This window comes from Limihaloglobus sulfuriphilus, from assembly GCF_001999965.1.
GTDB lineage: Bacteria > Planctomycetota > Phycisphaerae > Sedimentisphaerales > Sedimentisphaeraceae > Limihaloglobus > Limihaloglobus sulfuriphilus.
The window spans coordinates 3120460-3139079 of record NZ_CP019646.1 but is presented as its reverse complement, the minus strand read 5'-3'; the positions used below and the strand labels follow the sequence as shown (position 1 = coordinate 3139079).

Annotated in this window: 15 protein-coding genes and 1 pseudogene; 8 read left to right on the top strand and 8 right to left on the bottom strand. The window is 48.2% G+C overall.

The genetic code is table 11. The features are described 5' to 3' along the window. Window positions 1-10 precede the first annotated feature (10 nt). The 4 genes from SMSP2_RS15180 to SMSP2_RS12115 form a co-directional block, all read right to left on the bottom strand. Entirely contained in the window at window positions 11-604 is a 594-nt protein-coding gene (locus SMSP2_RS15180; protein WP_146684311.1) for a transposase, read from the bottom strand. Then, window positions 570-1235: a helix-turn-helix domain-containing protein gene (locus SMSP2_RS15175; RefSeq protein WP_146684310.1), complete on the bottom strand. Its 666-nt coding sequence runs from the start codon at window positions 1233-1235 to the stop codon at window positions 570-572. The genes SMSP2_RS15180 and SMSP2_RS15175 overlap by 35 nt, the downstream gene beginning before the upstream one ends. A 73-nt stretch (window positions 1236-1308) precedes the next feature. Next, window positions 1309-1629 carry a hypothetical protein gene (locus SMSP2_RS12120; protein ID WP_146684309.1) on the bottom strand — a complete coding sequence of 107 codons (321 nt, stop codon included), beginning with the start codon at window positions 1627-1629 and terminating at the stop codon, window positions 1309-1311. Further along, window positions 1607-2239 carry a hypothetical protein gene (locus SMSP2_RS12115; protein ID WP_146684308.1) on the bottom strand — a complete coding sequence of 211 codons (633 nt, stop codon included), beginning with the start codon at window positions 2237-2239 and terminating at the stop codon, window positions 1607-1609. Before SMSP2_RS12115 ends, SMSP2_RS12120 begins: the two co-directional genes overlap by 23 nt. A gap of 213 nt (window positions 2240-2452) precedes the next feature. On the opposite strand from SMSP2_RS12115, the pseudogene SMSP2_RS15330 reads away from it, so the two are divergent. From SMSP2_RS15330 to SMSP2_RS12090, 5 genes and pseudogenes are all read left to right on the top strand, one after another. Further along, a pseudogene (locus tag SMSP2_RS15330) lies at window positions 2453-3439 on the top strand (IS30 family transposase). Between the two features lie 82 nt (window positions 3440-3521). Continuing rightward, window positions 3522-4913: a Gfo/Idh/MocA family oxidoreductase gene (locus SMSP2_RS12105; RefSeq protein ID WP_146684307.1), complete on the top strand. Its 1392-nt coding sequence runs from the start codon at window positions 3522-3524 to the stop codon at window positions 4911-4913. A gap of 130 nt (window positions 4914-5043) precedes the next feature. Beyond that, window positions 5044-5940 (top strand): DNA-methyltransferase, encoded by an 897-nt coding sequence (locus SMSP2_RS12100; protein WP_146684306.1) that lies wholly within the window; start codon window positions 5044-5046, stop codon window positions 5938-5940. Next, on the top strand, window positions 5900-6631 hold the full coding sequence (locus tag SMSP2_RS12095) for a PmeII family type II restriction endonuclease (protein ID WP_146684305.1): 732 nt from the start codon (window positions 5900-5902) through the stop codon (window positions 6629-6631). The genes SMSP2_RS12100 and SMSP2_RS12095 overlap by 41 nt, the downstream gene beginning before the upstream one ends. Before the next feature lie 17 nt (window positions 6632-6648). Further along, the gene (locus SMSP2_RS12090) at window positions 6649-8244 is read left to right on the top strand and encodes a hypothetical protein (protein WP_146684304.1); all 1596 of its coding nucleotides are present in this window, start codon (window positions 6649-6651) and stop codon (window positions 8242-8244) included. Window positions 8245-8251: 7 nt separating this feature from the next. Here the strand turns inward: SMSP2_RS12090 and SMSP2_RS12085 are convergent, their stop codons facing one another. From SMSP2_RS12085 to SMSP2_RS12075, 3 genes are all read right to left on the bottom strand, one after another. Then, window positions 8252-9343 carry a hypothetical protein gene (locus SMSP2_RS12085; RefSeq protein ID WP_146684303.1) on the bottom strand — a complete coding sequence of 364 codons (1092 nt, stop codon included), beginning with the start codon at window positions 9341-9343 and terminating at the stop codon, window positions 8252-8254. Window positions 9344-9520: 177 nt separating this feature from the next. Further along, complete coding sequence (locus SMSP2_RS12080; RefSeq protein ID WP_146684302.1) at window positions 9521-11275, bottom strand: sodium:solute symporter family transporter; 1755 nt, start codon at window positions 11273-11275, stop codon at window positions 9521-9523. Then, window positions 11272-11781, bottom strand: a complete 510-nt coding sequence (locus SMSP2_RS12075) for a DUF2062 domain-containing protein (protein WP_186804707.1) — start codon at window positions 11779-11781, stop codon at window positions 11272-11274. The genes SMSP2_RS12080 and SMSP2_RS12075 overlap by 4 nt, the downstream gene beginning before the upstream one ends. A gap of 300 nt (window positions 11782-12081) precedes the next feature. On the opposite strand from SMSP2_RS12075, the gene SMSP2_RS12070 reads away from it, so the two are divergent. The 3 genes from SMSP2_RS12070 to alr all read left to right on the top strand — a co-directional run bounded on the left by SMSP2_RS12070 (window position 12082) and on the right by alr (window position 17537). Continuing rightward, on the top strand, window positions 12082-13911 hold the full coding sequence (locus SMSP2_RS12070) for a SpoIVB peptidase S55 domain-containing protein (protein ID WP_146684300.1): 1830 nt from the start codon (window positions 12082-12084) through the stop codon (window positions 13909-13911). 136 nt (window positions 13912-14047) lie between these two features. Continuing rightward, entirely contained in the window at window positions 14048-16384 is a 2337-nt protein-coding gene (locus SMSP2_RS12065) for a hypothetical protein (protein WP_146684299.1), read from the top strand. Between the two features lie 28 nt (window positions 16385-16412). Then, window positions 16413-17537: an alanine racemase gene (gene alr, locus SMSP2_RS12060; protein WP_186804706.1), complete on the top strand. Its 1125-nt coding sequence runs from the start codon at window positions 16413-16415 to the stop codon at window positions 17535-17537. Window positions 17538-17613: 76 nt separating this feature from the next. On the opposite strand, the gene SMSP2_RS12055 is transcribed toward alr, so the two are convergent. After that, on the bottom strand, window positions 17614-18579 hold the full coding sequence (locus tag SMSP2_RS12055; protein ID WP_146684297.1) for a diguanylate cyclase: 966 nt from the start codon (window positions 18577-18579) through the stop codon (window positions 17614-17616). Window positions 18580-18620: the final 41 nt, after the last annotated feature.

Genomic DNA, 18620 nt, shown 5'->3' with positions numbered 1-18620 from the left:
TCTTTTCGGCTCATCCGGTTAATGAGTAGTTTGATTTGTGTAGGTGGTATATTCTCAGCATTAGATATTCCTCATCTCTGTATCCGTATGCGTTACGTTGCAGGGTTCCAATTTTGCGGTTCGCTGCTTCTACTTTGCCTGTACTGATAGGATATTTGTACCAGTTGAGGATAAGCCGTCTCCAAATCCTCAATTGTCTTGCAGCTTCTTTGAGAATTCTGATACCACTTGATTCGGCTTCTTTTATCCAGTTGTACAATTCGGTTCTGGCATTATTCTCACTGGCACACTCAAACAAAAGCCTAAGTCTCTCCTTCATGTAATATGCCGTTGCAAGAGGCTGATTTAACTCCAGAGCCTGCTGTAAACGATAGCGTTCATCTTTATTCTGTTGTGAATGTATCTTGAGATTTTCAGGACATTTAAGCAACAACCACCTTGAACCCTTCAAGATTTTTTTGCCAATCAGATCAGCTTCATTAAACATTTGCCTTCGCAGTCTTGTAAGCTTCTCATTGAACCATTTAACCAGATGGAAGTGATCCAGTACAAGCTCTGCTTTGGGTAGATTATCCATCACAGCAAAAATATACCCGCTGGCCATATCTGTGGCGACTGCCTTGATTTTGGCCTTTGAAGTTTTCAGGCGTTTTCCAGAATCCCTTTAGAGCATCCTTGCCCTTACCATTTCCAACATGTATTACCCTGCCCATATCCAGATCAAATACTATGGTAATGAATTTACGTTTCTTGCCCAGGTACTTTTCATCGATCGCTATCCGGCGGACTGTTTTGAGGTTTATCGACTTGTACTTTTTCTGTAAGTACTCTTTATGAATATCTTTAACCGTATCCCAGCTCAATCCCGTTATCTGTGCAACATCGCGGATAGAAGCTAACCTGCACAGGTCAATTACGTAACGCTTTAAGGCCCTGACGTAATGCTTTTTAGGATCAGCAAAGGGTAAATCGGGCTGGCGAATGCTGCCGCAATCATTGCAGTGCAGACGGGGAATGCTGACTGACATTTCAACTTTTGTGTTGCCCACAGGAAGCATCTTGAAAGTTCTTGTTCTCTTACCGTAGTGTATAGTATTACGAGACTTGCAGTTAGAGCACCTCTCATAATTAGGGTGCAGACGGCAATTGAGAACGGTTCTGTCGCAAAAAAAAAAAGAACTAATGTGTTGAACTCCAGGTGTTTTGAAAGTATGATGCAAAAACGATATGGACATGGCTATATCTCCAAATATGTGGTTTTATTTTTTTCCACATATAATACAGCCATGTCTTTTTTTGTAAAGATACCTACTCATTAACCGGAAGAACCGTCTTTTCAGATGTATTTCCCTGAAGTACTTCATAGTCAAGAGGAAAGCCCTCCGGCGTAACAACAAGGGCTATCAGCACCTGTCTGCAATCACTGCGTCTGTCTTTGCTGTGGCCGAATTCTGCCTTGGGATTCTGCTTGCATAGCCCCTCGAAATACGTGCTGGTGATATCATAGAGCAGGATGTCGTACTCAAGGTTGAACATTCCTTGCCAGGTGTCTTTAAGGTATTTGCAAAGTTCGTCTTTGTATGGAAGGATACGGTCAAGACAACGGTTAGAGCCTGTTTTTCTCGGCAATCTCAAAATCACAATCAAGGATGGCGTCCATAGCACTCTGGCTGAACCAGTGCTGATGGACAAAGTATTCGGCAGAAGGTTTTATCAGCCTGCTCACCGTAAGCAACTTGAGGACTTTTGAGAATGCGACCGGCGATCTGTCTGTATCAATCCGCTCTGACCAGAAGCGGTCAAAACCAAGCTGATCCCACATCTCAGAAGCCAGCCAGCAATCGCCAAACCTACGCGGTCGTTCCAGTCTCATCTTTGAGATGTTAACCGGTATCGTATCAACATCGTGACAGCTCTGGTTGTCCTGATCAAAAGCAAAAAGGGTTTTGTGTACAGGTTTGTTATCTTCGTTGATTATCTCAATTGATCTCTGCCAGGCCTTCTTTTGAGAGTCGCTGATCTCACCAAGGTAAAGAACCACCTTCTCCACATGCCGATTACCGGAGACCTTCCGCTTCTCAGCAATACTGTAATAGGTGTTGCATTTACCGTTCTTTTTACGCCTGTGCTTTTTCAAATACATACCCAAATTATCGCATAGAAATTCACCTATGCAATAGGGCAGGTCTGTACCAAAGCCAAATCCAGAATCGAAACACCCCTCAAAGGCCAGAAACATCGAAAATATTTTTATTTTTACCGGTTTCGAGACCTAAGTGAGAAATTGGGGTTAAGCCAAAAAATGTACGGTTTCTGTTTGAATTTCAGAGATACAATGTTAAGATATTGTTAAAAGCGGATTCAACTCATAAGTGCAATTAAGTCGCCAAAATTGTGGTGAGCTGGTATACTCTCTCACTGAATTATGGTGACCTCAACGAAAGGAACACTTATGAGAGCGTACAAGCAGCTCACCGAAGACGATCGTATCGAAATATATGCCATGAAGCAAGCAGGAAATCAACAAAAACAAATAGCTGCGGCGTTGGGCGTTTCTCCCAGCACGATCAGCAGGGAACTGGCCCGCAATACAGGTCTGCGGGGCTATCGCCCTAAGCAGGCCCAGCAAAAGGCTTTATATCGACGGATGGCCGCCCGTAAAGCAGTCAAAATGAAGCCGGAGACGATAGAATACATTGAAATCCCGCCTCCGGCAGCAACATTCGCCGGAGCAGATCGCAAAACGCATGAAAACCGATCCCCACTGGCAGGGGCCGGCCGTCAGTCATGAGCGGATTTACCAGCACATTTGGCAGGATAAAGCCCGGGGAGAAACCCTGTATACCCATCTGCGGATTGCCGGGACCAAAAACAAAGAAGAAAACGAAGAAACAGCCGGGACCGGCCGTGGAACGATCAAAAACAGGGTTGGTATCGAAAAAAAACGCCCACCGGTTGTAGAGAGAAAAAACCGCATCGGGGACTGGGAAGGCGACACCGTCGTGGGGAAAAAACCATCAGGGAGCCCTGGTAACCCTGGTTGACCGCAAAAGCAAGCTGACGCTGATCGGTAAGGTAGATCGTTATACCGCCGAAGCGGTTTGAACGGACCATTATCGCCCTGATCGGCACGCTGCCCCGACGAACCTATACACTGACAGTGGACAATGGCAAAGAATTTTCAAACCATGAATCTATTGCCCATAACCTTAAAATTAAGGTCTTCTTTGCCGATCCCTACAGTGCATGGCAGCGGGGCTTGAATGAGAATACCAATGGCTTGATCCGTCAGTATGTACCAAAAGGAAGTGACATCCGAATGCTGACCAATCAGAAGATTGAGCACATAATGAATCGACTGAATAATCGACCCAGAAAATCTCTTGGATTTTTAACCCCAAATGAAGTATTCTATAAGAGGAAAAAACTAACAGGATAACAAAACAGGATTTAACTTAATTGCACTTGGGAGTTGAATCCGCGAAAAAAAATACCTTCGCATATTCTAAAAAGGATGAAACATGAGTAATAGAAGAGACTTTATCAAGAGCACCGCACTTGCCGTTGGAGCCGGCACAATACTTAGCGGCTGCGGCAGTTCCCGAACCTTCAAATCCAAACCGGTATTCAGCATGTGCGGCTATGCTGCGCCGAAAATACCAACGGTACGGATCGGCCTTATCGGCCTGGGCAACCGCGGGCCGGCAGTGATTGAACGAATGGCGCTTATCGAGGGTGTAGAAATACGCGCGATATGCGACAAGTACACTGACCGCGCTGACGATGCTCTGAAACGAATGGCCCGGCTTGGGCTCGCTAAGCCCGCGGTATATGCCGGCACCGAGGACATATGGAAAGAGCTGTGCACAAGGGATGATCTCGACCTGATCTATATCGTCACCCCCTGGAAGCTGCACGCACCGATGGCGGTCTTTGCCATGGAGCAGGGCAAGCACGCCGCCGCCGAAGTACCCGCCGCGACGACGCTGGAAGAATGCCGGCAGCTTGTGGAAACTTCCGAGCGTACTAAAAAACACTGCGTGATACTCGAGAACTGCTGTTATGATTATTTTGAGATGCTTACACTGAGCATGGTGCGCCAGGGAGTCTTTGGCGAAGTGATTCACGGCGAAGGCGCATACATTCACAACCTTGTCGATTTTAAATTCAGCAAGGACGGTTATGCCGACATGTGGCGGCTCTGGCAGAACGCCACACACAACGGAAACCTCTACCCGACACACGGCCTGGGCCCGATATGCCAGTGCATGAACATCAACCGAGGCGACAGAATGGATTACCTTGTCTCTATGGCAGGAAGCGATTTCACAATGAACACCGAGGCAAAAAAACGCGCTGCGGAGGACGGCTTTTATAAGCCCTTCGTTGATCAGCCCTACCGCGGCAATATGAACACAACACTGATCCGCACTATCGGCGGCAAAACCATAATGATACAGCACGATGTCAGCTCGCCGAGGCCGTACTCGAGGATTCACATGGTTTCCGGCACAAAGGCCTTCGCCCAGAAATGGCCAAAGACCCATATAGCCTTCGGACATGAAATTGTAAGCGATGACGAGCTTGAGAAGCTGTACGAGAAATACTCGCCCGAGCTGATAAAACTGCTTGGCAAGACCGCAAAACAGATCGGCGGACACGGCGGCATGGACTTCCTCATGGACTGGTCACTGATAAACTGCCTTCGCAATGGACTGCCGGTTGACATGGACTGCTACGACGCAGCGCTGTGGTCAGCTATTAGACCGCTCTCAATCGAGTCAATCGCCAACCGCTCACGCCCCGTGGACGTGCCCGACTTCACCAGAGGAAACTGGCGGACAAACAAACCCGTCTCACTCAAGGTTGAATCAATCACCGGTGTAAAAAATATCCCCGAAAAGACATCTTAGTATAATAAAAACTTACATCTGACAACTCAGCAGGAACAAAAAACCTACTGACACATGTGCAGAAATCCCTTAGAATAAAATATGTTTTATTTTGTTTTGAAACTCATTGATTTTATGATAAAATAATCTCATGAAAGTTAAAAGTTTTTCCTATCTTGATATTAGAACAGATTTGTATCTTGGGGACAGCAAATATGTCCTTAAGAACATAGAGGATAATAGCATAGACCTGATTATCACCTCTCCTCCGTACGCTGACCAGAGGAGAAACACTTACGGTGGAATCCACCCAAAGAAATATGTCGAATGGTTTCTTCCGATATCTCAAGAGCTTTTACGGGTTTTGAAACCAACGGGGACATTTGTTCTGAACATAAAAGAAAAGGTAATAGACGGGCAGAGAAGTACTTATGTGATAGAACTAATACTTGAAATGCAGAAACAAGGCTGGCTGTGGACAGAAGAGTTTATTTGGCATAAAAAAAATTGCTATCCCGGTAAATGGCCAAATCGCTTCAGGGATGCATGGGAAAGGCTCTTGCAGTTCAACAAAAACAAAAAATTCAATATGTATCAGGAAGAAGTCATGGTGCCGATGGGAGACTGGGCCGACACCAGACTGAAAAATCTGAGCGATACAGATAAAAGGAGAGACAATTCAAGGGTTGGAAGCGGTTTTGGTAAGAATATATCCAACTGGCTAAGCAGAGATAAGGCATACCCCTCAAACGTATTACACTTAGCTACCGAATGCAACAACAAGAACCACAGCGCCGCATTTCCTCAGGCTCTGCCCGAATGGTTCATAAAACTGTTCACTAAAACCGGAGACACAGTACTTGATCCTTTCATGGGCTCTGGAACTACCAACATAGTAGCGAACAGAATGAGCAGAAATTCCATTGGAATTGATACGGTTGAAGAGTATTTTGATATGGTCTCTACAGAAATGCAATCTATGAATCTGCCCCTTTTTGAGGATCGATATGAGCAATCATCTGACAGCAAAAGTTACGCAGTACGTTGAAGAGAATATAGGTGTTTTTCACCAAAAAAGAATTGACTGCCTTGATCAGCTTAAACTCACAAAGGTTTTAAAAAGAAAAAATCCATATCTTTTCAAAGCAAAACAAATCTGTACTTCTGAGCTCATTGTAAGAAGCCTTGTTGACGCATTTATCTCTTCCCACGAGGAAACCATATTCGGGGACTGGCTTGAAGGGCTTGCCATATTCATTAATAGTTTGGTTTATAGCGGCTGGAAATCAGGGATAACAGGTATTGATCTTGAGTTTGACAAAGATGGTACCAGGTATATTGTTGCAATAAAATCTGGGCCGAACTGGGGAAACAGCAGTCAGATTGCAAAAATGAAAACGGATTTTGCCGCTGCACGTAAAACACTTAGAACAAGCAATTCAGGTTTAACTATAGAAGCGGTGAATGGTTGTTGTTATGGCAAATCCAGAATCAGTGATTACGGAACCCATTTCAAATATTGTGGGCAGGATTTCTGGGAATTCATATCAGGTGACACAAACCTTTACGTTGATATTATTGAACCTTTAGGTCACAAAGCGAAAGAAAGAAACGCAGATTTTGCAGATTCTTACAATCGTATGATAAATGTGTTCACTAAAGAATTTGCTAATAATTTTTGTTTTGATAATGGTGAAATAGATTGGTCTAAACTGGTAAAATTTAATTCCGGAAAATAAATAATAAGGAGTTTTACATGCAGAATTTATGCATCCCTGTTTTAATATTAACACTCGTTTGTGTCCCAACAGTTATTGGTGTAATCGAAACCGTTTACGATATCGAGCCCGAGTTTGAGCGCGCCGATTACCTGCCGCGGCTCAGCGATGTTTGTATGCGTTCGGTGATGCCGCACGAGGGCGAGACGGTAATGGACAACACGATTCTCGCGGCCCAGGCGATTCACGCGACGCGTCTGGACTGGGTGTATCCGTACACGAATACCGCCTGGGTGGAAAAGATAAGGGCGGCGGGTCTGGATATCCAGCCGACACTCAACGCCAACATGAGCGACGAGCCCGGCGGCGATACCTGGGACAAAGGGCGGATGGTTGATGTCCACGGCAACAAGATTACCGCGCCCTGGATGACGTGGGAGGGCACAAACTGGGGCTGCTGCAGCACAGACGGCTGGCGCGAAGCATGGATGGCGTGGGCGAAATACTACGCCGACCTCAAGCCGAGCTCATTTCAGCATGACGACCAGCGAATGAACGGCCATGCTGTTCTCTGGAAGCCCGGCAAGGCAGGCCCGAACAACACCGGCCCGGGCTGTTTCTGCGATGATTGCGTCAGGGGATTCAGCAAATTCCTCGCTGAAAAAGGGAAAGTCTTCTCTCTCGAAGAACACAAGTTTATCCGGCGCGCAGACGAAACGGCACCGATTCCGTTTTTCGATATAAAACAATACGTCCTCGAACATGTCAAAGATCAAAACCTGCGGCAGGCCCCCGAAGAGCTCCGCAAAGAGTTTGAGCTGTTTCAGCAGCAGTCTGTCCGGCAGTTCCTCGCTGAATGCAGAAAAGAGCTCAACGAATACGCGGGCCGCTATATACCCATATCGTGCAATGGCATACCCGCCGTCGAGGGAACTCCCATGGATACATTCGATTTTGGAATCCGAGAGCTTTCATACCCAAATGCCTCGCCGGCATATCTGTATGATATTTTCCGCAAATCTGCGCAAACAGGCAAGGCGCAGATTTTCACCATGCCCAAACCCCACGACAGGGCCGGCGTTACCGACTGGGACAAGGAATACCCCCACCTCAAACACCTTGTGCGAAAGTGTATCGCCTCAAGCTATGCCTTCGGCGGGCACATGATGGTTCCCTGGGATATATACATGCCCAGAGACAACCCCAGATATTTCGGCAAACCCGAGGACTACGCCTACCTCTTTAAAATGATCCGTGAAAACGCCGCCCTTTTCGATGGTTACGCTGCGGCGAATACCTGCGGCTATGAAATCCCGCCTCGAGATGATAACAAGCCCGCACCGGTTGCCATACAGGGCGGCTCGGGCAAAGTCTGCGCAGCGGTTCGCGTTCAGCCGGGCAAACCAGATGCGCCGGCGGTTATTCACGTTGTCGAGTGGGACGAACAGAACACTAAACCCCTTGAAATAACGCTAAATAAAAGCAGCTTCAAATCCGGCGGTGAAGAGCTCGAGATTGATGTGATCTTCAACGACAAACAAGAGGAAACCGCCTTTGCAGTTACCCAAAAATCCGATACCTGCACCGTGAGCCTGCCCGCTGTTGAAACCTGGGCGATAATAACAGTGAAATAATTCTAATTTACGGACACAGCTGCTGATTGGCGTATCCGCAGCCGAGCCAGTTTGCCGCCATCAGTGCAAAATCCGCAAGGTCAACAACACAATCACCGGTTACATCACCGCTCTGGGGGTTGAGGCAGTATGTCCCGTTGTGTATCCAGCTAAATACCGGCCCGGTTCCGGATTCGGGCATCATCCAGATATCATCCGTTCCGTTTGCCGTCTCGCCGGCAAAATCCCAGCCGGCATTTGTAAAGTTTGACTCAACAAGCATCTGAGCCGCTGTCAGTCCGGTGGCGGTGGTATCGCTGGTTGACAGCTTGTATCCTTCCAGACCGGGGTTTACGTCCGCGTTCCAGAAGCAGTCGCGGACTGTTCCGGTCTGTCTGCCGACAAATGCGCAGTGATAGTAAGTTGGATTTTCGTTTATCAGCTCGACTTCAGAGTAGCATTTGCTGATATGGCCTTCAACGTTATAGCCGACAAGCCCGCCGAAATAGCCGTCCGTCGTGGCTGTCAGCGTGCCGGATGAATAGCAGTTTTCTATTATACCATAGTTTGATGCTGCAATATTCCCCGAATGGCTGGTGCCAGAGCTTTGGCAATCGGCAAAACAGCCCGTGATTGTGCCTGAATTGTTCGAGGTGATACCGCCGACATTAAAGCCCGAGAGAGTTCCCTGGACATAACAGTTTTCAATTAGAGAGCTTACATTGTCAACTTTACCGCAAATCCCCGCGGCAGCGTTGCCCGAGAAGGCGATTCCCGTAAGCTGAAGGTTTTTAACGGTACCGTAAACATAATAGAACAACCCGCCATTGGCACTGGTGAGCGCGGCGTTTACAATTGTTCGGTTGTTGCCGTCAAATATGCCGTAAAAGTAGCCCGTGACAATCGCCGACGTATAGCTCTGGCCGCTTAAATCAATATCTGTCATGAGTTTAGAGTAAACACCTTCGGCGCGGTAGTCAAAGTTACTGCGAAACTCGTTAAAATCCGCCAGGTTCTGGATAAGATACGGCTCGGCCTCCGTACCGCTGCCCGAAAGCACGGCAAAACTGCTGCTGAGAATTGAAGATAGTACGATGGTGAGAATCAGTCCTTTTTTCATTTGAAACTCCTTTAATTTATAATACTTAGCAATTTTAAACTGATTATAAGTTATCGAAAAACGCGGTTCAACTGTTTTTTGAAAAATCGCCAAGAACGTTCGCGGCTAATCGCTCTTTTATCCCGATACACGTCGGAATGGCTCTGATAGGGCGGCAAAGCGCCGGCAGCAGATTTGTTATTCTTCTTTGCTCTCTTGTTCTTTGAGAATGGTCATGCGATACCATGTAAAATACAAAACGATTGAAGTGACTGCCGCGACAGCCAGGGAGATAAGGGTTTCTTTGAAAAAATGGCCGACAACATAAATGGAGCACATGTAATAGGCGTGAAGTGCAATACCCGCTATAATTGCGTTGAAGAACACAAGATATGGATTATCTGAACGTTTTTTATGGTCCTGTTCACTCATTCCAAGGCGTTTGTACACTTTCTTCCAAAAACCAAAAGGCCGCACCCTTTTATAGAATTCGTTGATGTAATCCTCTTTAACAGGCTCGGTTAGAAGCGATCCGATAACACAGCCCGCACCGGAAACCAATACACACAGAATCGACATTGCGTTATCTGATAACGGGAAATTCGGGATCAGCATCAGCAAGGCTACAACCAGACCAGAAAAGAAACCCGTCATAAACCCCCAGCCGTTCACCCGCCACCAGTACCACCTCAGCACGTTTGGAAAGATTACCGATGCTCCCAGTCCGGCCATAATCCAGCTCCAGAGGCTGTTCAAAGTTGAATAACTGCAGCTTATTATCCCAATTGCAAGACCCGCCGCGATTATTATTGCAGTGCTTAAATAACTGAGCCATACAAGCCGTTTTTCCCCGTCGCCGGTTTTTAATAAGGGCTGTATAATGTCCCGCATCATCATAGACGCGCCTGAATTTATCAAAGAGCTTATCGTTGACATAAAAGCCGCGACAAGGCTTACAACCACTAACCCCCGAATCCCGGTTGTAAGATATTTGTTCAGTACCATCGGCAGCAGCTGATCTACCTGGTCCCGATTGATATCAGAAAAGGCATACAAGCCCAGAAATGCTATCGCGGCGGTAAAAAGCCAGCGGGGTATCAAAACAATATTCCAGAATGCGCTTATCTTCGCGGCCTCCGCGGTGCTTTTCGCGGCTAAAAATCTCTGTTCTCCGAAACCGCCGGCGGTCACGGTAAAGCAAAGCATAGTACCGATAAACATTCGGGATAAAGTGATTGACCTGAAGTTCTCATACTCCGGCACATTTGTTTTTTCAGGAATCCCCAGCGAAAGCCAGTCATCAATATTGCCTATATTTTCAGCCAGTATCTGCGGGTCAACCACCCTGTAAGCTATCACAGCCATTACAATACCGCTTAGAGCCAGGAGTATGCTTTGTATAAAGTCGGTTATAATAACGCCTTTGAAACCGCCCAGCAAGACATAAGCTGATGTGAGCAAGGTAATTGCGGTTGCCGTTTTTACAGGCGGGAGTCCGTAAACCTTGGAAAATTCCGCCAGAACAACAAACGCCATGCCGATTATGCCCGCGGCGCCGAGTACCCCCAGCAGTGCATAAGATGTCCTGGCACATCTCGAGCCGCTGCCCGGGCCAAATCTCAGCTGTACCAGCTCTGCCGCGGTCATTACTCTGGAGCGTCTGATCCATATTGCCGCATACGCCATCCAGAAAGCAGGTATTACAGAGCCCCAGGCCAGGTGTATATAGAAAGATTTCATGCCGAGAAAAAACAGTACCGATATTTGCCACACGGTGCCGCAGACAGAAAAGTTTGTCGCGCTGCCTGAAAAAGCGAGCAGATACCAGGGTATATCCTTATTGCCCAGGAAATACGAATCAAGGCTGGCTGCCGAGCTTCGCTGGTAATACAGACCCAACCCCATCACCACAACAAAATAAGCCGCGATAATTATTGTATCGATAGCGGTCATATAATCCCTTTCATGTTTTCAGCACTTTTTTTTTTGGTCTTTTCTCTTATCATTGAGAGCAGGTTCCACAATACCCTTACTCCGATGTTGCCCAGAACCGCGGAAACAGATGAAAAAACAAACGAGCCGGTCCAGATATAGACACCGTGCAGAATCATCCGCACACCTCTGCCTTCCATATTGTAAAGGTCAAAAGTTTCCTTAAGAAGTGCAAAATCCTCAAGTATGTATCTGCCTAACCGCCACTCTGCCGTGTATATAGGTATCGCCGTCAAAGGATTTGTCACCCAGCACGCCAGCAGCGCCAGCGGCAGGTTTACCTTGAAAACTATCGCCCCGAACGCGGCAATAATCATCTGAAAACCGATTGTCGGCAGAAAAGCCACAAACAAACCAAGACTCAGCCCGCCGGCAAGACTGCGTTTATCCATCTTCCAGAGAAAATTTGCAAACAGCTTATGCCCCCATATCCTGAAGATATGGCTTCCTCTGAGGCTTCGTTTCATGCGAAACTGTTTTTTCTTCCATAATCGAAACCAGTAGTGCATATCTTTGCTCAATAATTACGGTTTTAGTTTAATGGCCGGGTTTGCCCTCTTACTGCGCCGAAGATTTGGCTTAATGGTGAAAACGTTATTCTTGTCTTCAGCGTATTATAAGAATATAAAAAAAACAACCGCTGTCAATAAGCATAGCCCGTATCTGGGCGATTATTGCAAAGTGTGCTTGTAAGTTGTGCCGTTTATGGTATAAATAACGGCAATCTTAGTAATCATAGCTGAATAATCTGTATAGAAAGGATATTTATGATCAGAAACGGCAAATTCCGGATCCTGGCAGCCGTACTTTTGGCTCTGCCGGCGATCTCCGGAGTCCGCGGCGCTGACGACTTCGAGCTTGACCGCTCTAAGTATATATCATTAGATGAGATAAAGCCGGGGATGGACGCTTACGCTTTGAGTGTTTACGCCGGCACAAAGATCGAGAAATTCTCGCTAAAGGTACTCAGCGTAGCCCGTGACAACAAACCCGGCAAAGACGCGATTTTTGTTGTCGGCACGGACGAGCGTTTTATCCACACTGGCGCCGTTCAGGGCTGCAGCGGCTCACCGGTTTATATCGATGGGCGTATGGCAGGCGCTTTGGCGTTCGGCTGGCCAAATACGATTGACCCGCTCTACGGGGTAACACCCATCGAAGAGATGCTGCGTATCGGCTATGAGTTTGATGAAAACTACCAGGATCAGAGCCCCGATAAATCCTCCTCTTTCAGTATAGACTATTCAAAGCCCTTGAATCTGACTGAATTACGCAAATCCATTGACAACGCCGCAACGCCGGACAAAAGAGAGCTTTACAGCATGAAGCCTTTGAAAACCCCGCTTGTAACTTCCCTGCCAAGCGGCTCTTGCGATTTTCTGTCAAAGTTCTCCGAATCGATAGGCATGAATGTCATTACAGGCGTAACTGCCAAATCAGCCGAAGATTACACTCTCACACCCAATTTCGAGCCCGGTTCTATCGTCGCTGTTCCCCTGGTAGAGGGAGATATCAGGATGTCTGCCATCGGTACGATTACCGAGGTTGACGGCGACAAGGTATATGCCTTTGGCCATGCTTTTGAGGGTATGGGAGAAGTAAACCTACCTATGTCAACAGGTTACGTTCACATGGTCGTTGCCAGTCATGTCAGCTCATTTAAGTATGGAGCCGCAGGGCAGATTATCGGATCGCTGCGGGCGGATGAATCTACCGGTATCTACGGCGTCATCGGAGAAGAAGCCCCGATGATACCGCTGAAAATTACAATCGACAGGTTCAACGACCAGCGGACGAGGGAATACAATTGCCAGGTGGCTGTGGACAAATACTACACACCTATGCTCTCGGGCAGTGCCTCTGCCGGCGCTCTTATGTCCCGCGGAGAGCTGCCAAATGAACACACCATCAGCTCAAAGGTGCGTATTGGTATCGAAGGCCGCGAGGATCTTGTTATAGAAAAGACCACTTCACAGCGGGGCATCAGCGACGCAGCGTATTCAATTATTGAACCGATCATGCTTCTGATGAATAACCCTTACGAGCGGCCGGACATCACCGGTATCGAAGTTTATATGAATATGAGCAATGAAGATACAACCGCCGCAATCGCAGATGTTATCATACGTGATGTCAGGCTCACACCTGGAGATACAGTAAGGGCGGATGTTATTATAAAATCGCCGCTTGCCCAGACTATCAGCAGGCCGCTCGAATTTGAACTGCCCGAAGATATCGAGCCCGGCGCTTATACTCTCACAGTCGCCGGAGGTCCGCAGTACCGCAATATGATGGCGCAGTACAACTCACACAGGTATATGCCGATAAATCTTGACTCGGCCCTGCGGTCGATACGGGAGCTTGAATCGATGGACAACTACAAGATGTACTGCGTGCTGGCACTTCAGACCTCGGGAATATCCATAGAGAACTCCGAGCTGCCGAAACTGCCATACAGCAAAATAGTACCCCTATCAACGGGAAAACGCTCAACCGCCGTACAGGCACTAAGGCATTACATTACAAAGGAATACGACTCACCCAAGATAGTCAGCAACAGAGTTGGTTTCCGGATACAGGTAAAAGATAAATGGTAATCTGTATAATTAAGAATTAAGAATTAAGAATTAGGAATTAGGAATTAGGAATTTCTGAAATTTGAAATTTGAAATTTGAAATATAACATCTAACACCCGCTTTTGCGGATAAAGAAAAAACATAACGGAGATTAAAATGTCAATATCGAAAATCACGGCTTTGATAACCTTATTCGCCTGCTCGTTTTCACTGGCGGTAAACAGCAATATCAACAGATTCGACAACCCCAAGGCCCTTGACGGCGAAACAGAGATGACAGTAATCGACTCTGAGGGTACAATCTCACTGGGCATGGATTACAGTGAGCTCTTCTCCGAGTTTGAGGATTCATGGTCAATAAACTGTATATCAGAGGACGGCAGCGGCGTTTATGTCGGCACAAGCCCAAACGGCATCATCTACTACTGCGGAAATGAAGGAGAGCTCAAGACCTTCTACCGGCCCCAGGCGGCAGTCGTAGAAGAAGAAAATAAAAACAGCAGTGAAGAAGAAAAACCCGCCGCTGATGAAGACGCCGAAAACGGCTCCGCAGATTCAGAAAACGACAAACAGCCCCAGGACGCCAAACCCGTCGCCGATGTCGGCGCGAATCTGCACATTTTCGCTATAAAAAAGACCTCCGCGGATACAGTGCTTGCCGGAATCAGCGGCAATGAGTGCAAACTGCTTGAAATATCCGCCGATGGAAACGCAAAAGAGCTATACGACGGCACCAGCGATGAGGCAAAATATATCTTCGACATAGAACAGGGCCCCGGCGGCGAAATATACATGGCAACCGGACCAACCGGCAAAATCATCAAACTCGCCGGCGGTAAATCAAGCGTTGTCTATACCGCCCAGGACAACAATATTATCAGCCTCTGCCTCAAGGGCAGTAAACTCTACGCCGGTTCGGACACACGCGGCATACTCTACTGCGTCAATCTCAAAGACAACTCTGCCCGCATCATTTATGACAGTGACCATACTGACATAACTGATATTATCGTGGTAAATGACGATATATACATCTCTTCAACAGGTCCCTCGCAGCAGCAGGAGATGATGTACCAGCTCTCCGCCCAGGAACAAGCGGCACAGCAGGGATCGCCACAGGGCCCTGCCCAGGAGGAAAACTTCACCCGGGCCGAGTATGAACCTGATATGACAAAACAAGAACGGATCGCCGCCGCCCGTTCCGCGTTGAAAGAAATGAACGGCGGAACAAGCCGCCAGGCTCAGAGAATGGCAATGAGACGCGATGACAACGGCGGCGGACAGCCCTCACCCGCCGGAGGCAAAAGCGGCATAGTACGTATCATGCCAAACGGATTGACAGATATGGTTTACAGCGATGGGGCGGATATATTTGCCATCGCTGCCGACGGGAATGATATACTCGCCGCCGCGGGAACGGCAAACTGCGAGCTGCTCAGAATTGATCCGGCCGGCAGGATTGTAACCACCGAATACAAAGATAAAACCTCCATGCAGATTACAGCACTGCTGCCGGTCAAAGACGGATACATTCTCGGCACGAGCAACCCCGCCAAAATTATTTCCGTCAGCAGGCACTTCGCGGCAACCGGTACCTATACCTCCTCCCTGATAGATGCAGGCCAGCCTTCGCTGTGGGGAACAATCTCGATAGATGCCGATATTCCCGATGACTGCCAGGTCAGCTATTCAGTAAGAACCGGCAACGTAAACGATCAGGACGACGACGCGGCCTTCGGTGAATGGAGCGAGCCGGCAGTTATTACAAAACAGGATAAACTCGAGGTGCCCGCCGGCAGATTCGCCCAGTACAGGCTGCTGCTCAAGGGAAGCGACGACAAAACGCCCAAAATCACGGAAACAACTATTTCCAACGTATTTGAAAACCTGCCGCCAAGAGTTGCAAATGTCGGTTTCTCCGGAACACAGGATCCGGATATTGTCGTTATCCGCGCCGAGGCGGCAGACCCTAATAACGATAAACTGCTCTACACAGCGAAATATTCTCTAAGGGGCAGCGGGGTATGGATAACGATCAAAGAAGACTGGGAAGAACCGGAGTTCAAATGGAACACCAAGACAGTGCCGGACGGAATTGTACAGGTTCGGGTTGTTGCCAGTGACAGGCTCGATAACAATGCCGCTACCAGTATGACCGGTTATAAAGACAGCGAGGCGGTAATGATAGACAACACGGCACCGGTTGTGGAATCTATTGAGAAGTCCGCAAAAGACGGCGTCGTTACAATTGCCTTATCTGCCGTTGACAACCTGACAAACATCAAAAAAGTGGAATACAACATCAGCGGGCAGGATAAATGGAATGCCGTGATACCCGATGACCTTATCTTTGACACGGTCTCTGAGAAGTTTACCATTAAAACCGAAAAACTCGATGCGGGGAATTATGTGATTACCCTGAAAATAAGCGATGCCGCCGGAAATGAGCTTTATAAGAGCATAATGGCGGAGGTAGCCGGCGAAAGCAAATAAAGCATAAACTATTGTAAAATCACACTCTGTGAGAAAAAGAAGCAACTTATCACTGCATATTAACAGCTCTGCTCTGTTAGAGAACGTTCGCCAGATACGCGGCATCTGCGGCAGCCGCGTAAGGTTCTGCGCCATCACCAAGGCAAACGCATACGGCCACGGAAGTTGTGAAATAACAAAGCTGCTTGCTCAAAGCGACATTGAATACTTCGGCGTTTTCACTCCCGACGAAGCCTTTGATTACGCCGGCAAAGTGAAACAGAAATACCTCGCTCTCGAGCCGGTTCACCCTGATATGCCGGGGGTGCTCCTTCATGAGGCAGCCGAGCTGGGGGTGGAATGTACTATCGCCAGTCTGCAAAGCGCTGAATATGCCGCCGCAATGCTTGAAAACACAAAAATTCCGTTAAAGGTACACATAAATATTGATACCGGCATGGGACGCTGCGGCATACAGCATGAAGAATTCCCGCAACTGCTGGAGTTTGTAAATCAGCAAGAAACTTTAAAACTTGTCGGCATTTATACCCACTTCCCCGCCGCAGACGAGGAAGACCTTACATTCACACGTAAACAGATAAACGAGTTTGAATCAATTATCTCTGAATCACGCGGTAATATCAGCAATGATGTTATCCTGCACGCCGCCAACAGCGCCGCGGCGCTGCGGCTTTCGGAAACCCGCCTTGACATGGTCAGATGCGGGCTGGGGATGTACGGCTGTCTGAGCCTGCCCGAGATTACAGGAATAAAACTCAAACCCGTTATGCGGCTCACAGCGCCCATCATTCACATAGCCACCATAAAACAAGGCCAGAGCGTAAGCTACGGCAGGACATTCACCGCCCAAAGAGAGACGACTATCGGTATTGTGCCTGTCGGATACGCCGACGGCTACGACCTGCGGCATTCGTCAAACGCGGTCATGAAGGTGTGCGGCTGCAAGGCGCCGGTTATCGGCAGGGTAACCATGAGCCTGACGGTAATAGACCTGACTGATATACCCTGGGCAAGCCCCGGGGCAAGCGCCACGATTCTCGATGACAGACCCGGCTCTCCATGCAGCGCCGAGGCGCTGGCAAAGGCGCGAGGCACAATAGTATATGAAGTGCTCACAAGCGCTCCGGCTGACGCGACGATTATCGTCGAGTAGAGCCCCAAACAGGTTTTTGCAATTCCGGCTTTATCAGCGGCAAAAAATCCAGTGCCGATTTATATGAAGCCCTGTATCATCTTTTCTTATCTTTTAGCAGGCGCTCATCAGCCAGGCTGAAAAGAGCTTCTACGCTGCCGGCCTCATCAGGAAAAACCGCCGTTCCGGTTGACGCTGAAAGTCTGATGGTCTTGCTTTGGTGTGTTATTGAGGTAGAATTTATCGCGTTTTGAAGCCGTTTGCTGATTGGTCCCGACCGTCGGGCGGCTTTGCGATGCCGCTGTATCACAAGAAACTCATCTCCCCCGATGCGTGCGATAATATCGCCTGTGCGGCAGGCATCCTTCAACGCCGCGGCCGCGGCTTTGAGTGCTTCATCGCCGGCGGGGTGGCCGTAAGTGTCGTTGATTGCTTTAAAATCGTTAAGGTCAAACAGAATAAACGTCAGCGGGTCATCGCTGTCAGCCCTGGCGGTGAGTTTTTCCAGCAAATTGAATGCGTACCTGCGGTTGTGCAGGCCGGTCAGCTCGTCTGTAAAAGCCAGCTCCCGCAGTTCATCGAATTCGCCGGTGATTGACGGCAGTATCTCCTGTGAAAAATGAGCGGAACGGCTAAGCCCGTAGCTGATTATCGCGGCGTGGTCAAATGCCAGTTCCGGCAGCCGGCGGGTATCGAACCAGCGGGCATCCGCCGCATCATCGCCGGCCTTTGGAGTGTGCCGGTCTTTATCGCAAAAGCCCATATAAGCTATACTTATCAGTCTGCCTTCGGGGTGTCTCCCCGGGTCGGCAAACACCTTCATTTCATACAGGGGTATATCCTTCAGGCCGGTTTCTTCTTTGAGCTCACGTGCGGCGCAGTCGCAAATCGTCTCGCCCATTTCAAGAAATCCGCCCGGGATAGCCCACCGGCCCTTAAAAGGCTCATTGCCTCGCCTGATCAGAAGAACGCTTGTAGTATCCTTGCCAATGCTGAAAACCAAAGCGTTCACCGTTACCATCGGCCTGGGCCAGTCGTATGTGTATTTGCCGCGAGTGTTCATTAGCTTCTCAAAACAAATTGTTTTCTGCCGCCGAAGATTTT

Excerpts from the sequence above, each read along its gene's own strand:
- SMSP2_RS15180 (WP_146684311.1), bottom strand. The coding sequence starts at position 604 with ATGGCCAGCGGGTATATTTTTGCTGTGATGGATAATCTACCCAAAGCA.
- SMSP2_RS15175 (WP_146684310.1), bottom strand. The coding sequence starts at position 1,235 with ATGTCCATATCGTTTTTGCATCATACTTTCAAAACACCTGGAGTTCAA.
- SMSP2_RS12115 (WP_146684308.1), bottom strand. The coding sequence starts at position 2,239 with ATGTTTCTGGCCTTTGAGGGGTGTTTCGATTCTGGATTTGGCTTTGGT.
- SMSP2_RS12105 (WP_146684307.1), top strand. The coding sequence starts at position 3,522 with ATGAGTAATAGAAGAGACTTTATCAAGAGCACCGCACTTGCCGTTGGA.
- SMSP2_RS12100 (WP_146684306.1), top strand. The coding sequence starts at position 5,044 with ATGAAAGTTAAAAGTTTTTCCTATCTTGATATTAGAACAGATTTGTAT.
- SMSP2_RS12095 (WP_146684305.1), top strand. The coding sequence starts at position 5,900 with ATGAGCAATCATCTGACAGCAAAAGTTACGCAGTACGTTGAAGAGAAT.
- SMSP2_RS12090 (WP_146684304.1), top strand. The coding sequence starts at position 6,649 with ATGCAGAATTTATGCATCCCTGTTTTAATATTAACACTCGTTTGTGTC.
- SMSP2_RS12085 (WP_146684303.1), bottom strand. The coding sequence starts at position 9,343 with ATGAAAAAAGGACTGATTCTCACCATCGTACTATCTTCAATTCTCAGC.
- SMSP2_RS12080 (WP_146684302.1), bottom strand. The coding sequence starts at position 11,275 with ATGACCGCTATCGATACAATAATTATCGCGGCTTATTTTGTTGTGGTG.
- SMSP2_RS12075 (WP_186804707.1), bottom strand. The coding sequence starts at position 11,781 with ATGAAACGAAGCCTCAGAGGAAGCCATATCTTCAGGATATGGGGGCAT.
- SMSP2_RS12070 (WP_146684300.1), top strand. The coding sequence starts at position 12,082 with ATGATCAGAAACGGCAAATTCCGGATCCTGGCAGCCGTACTTTTGGCT.
- SMSP2_RS12065 (WP_146684299.1), top strand. The coding sequence starts at position 14,048 with ATGTCAATATCGAAAATCACGGCTTTGATAACCTTATTCGCCTGCTCG.
- SMSP2_RS12055 (WP_146684297.1), bottom strand. The coding sequence starts at position 18,579 with ATGAACACTCGCGGCAAATACACATACGACTGGCCCAGGCCGATGGTA.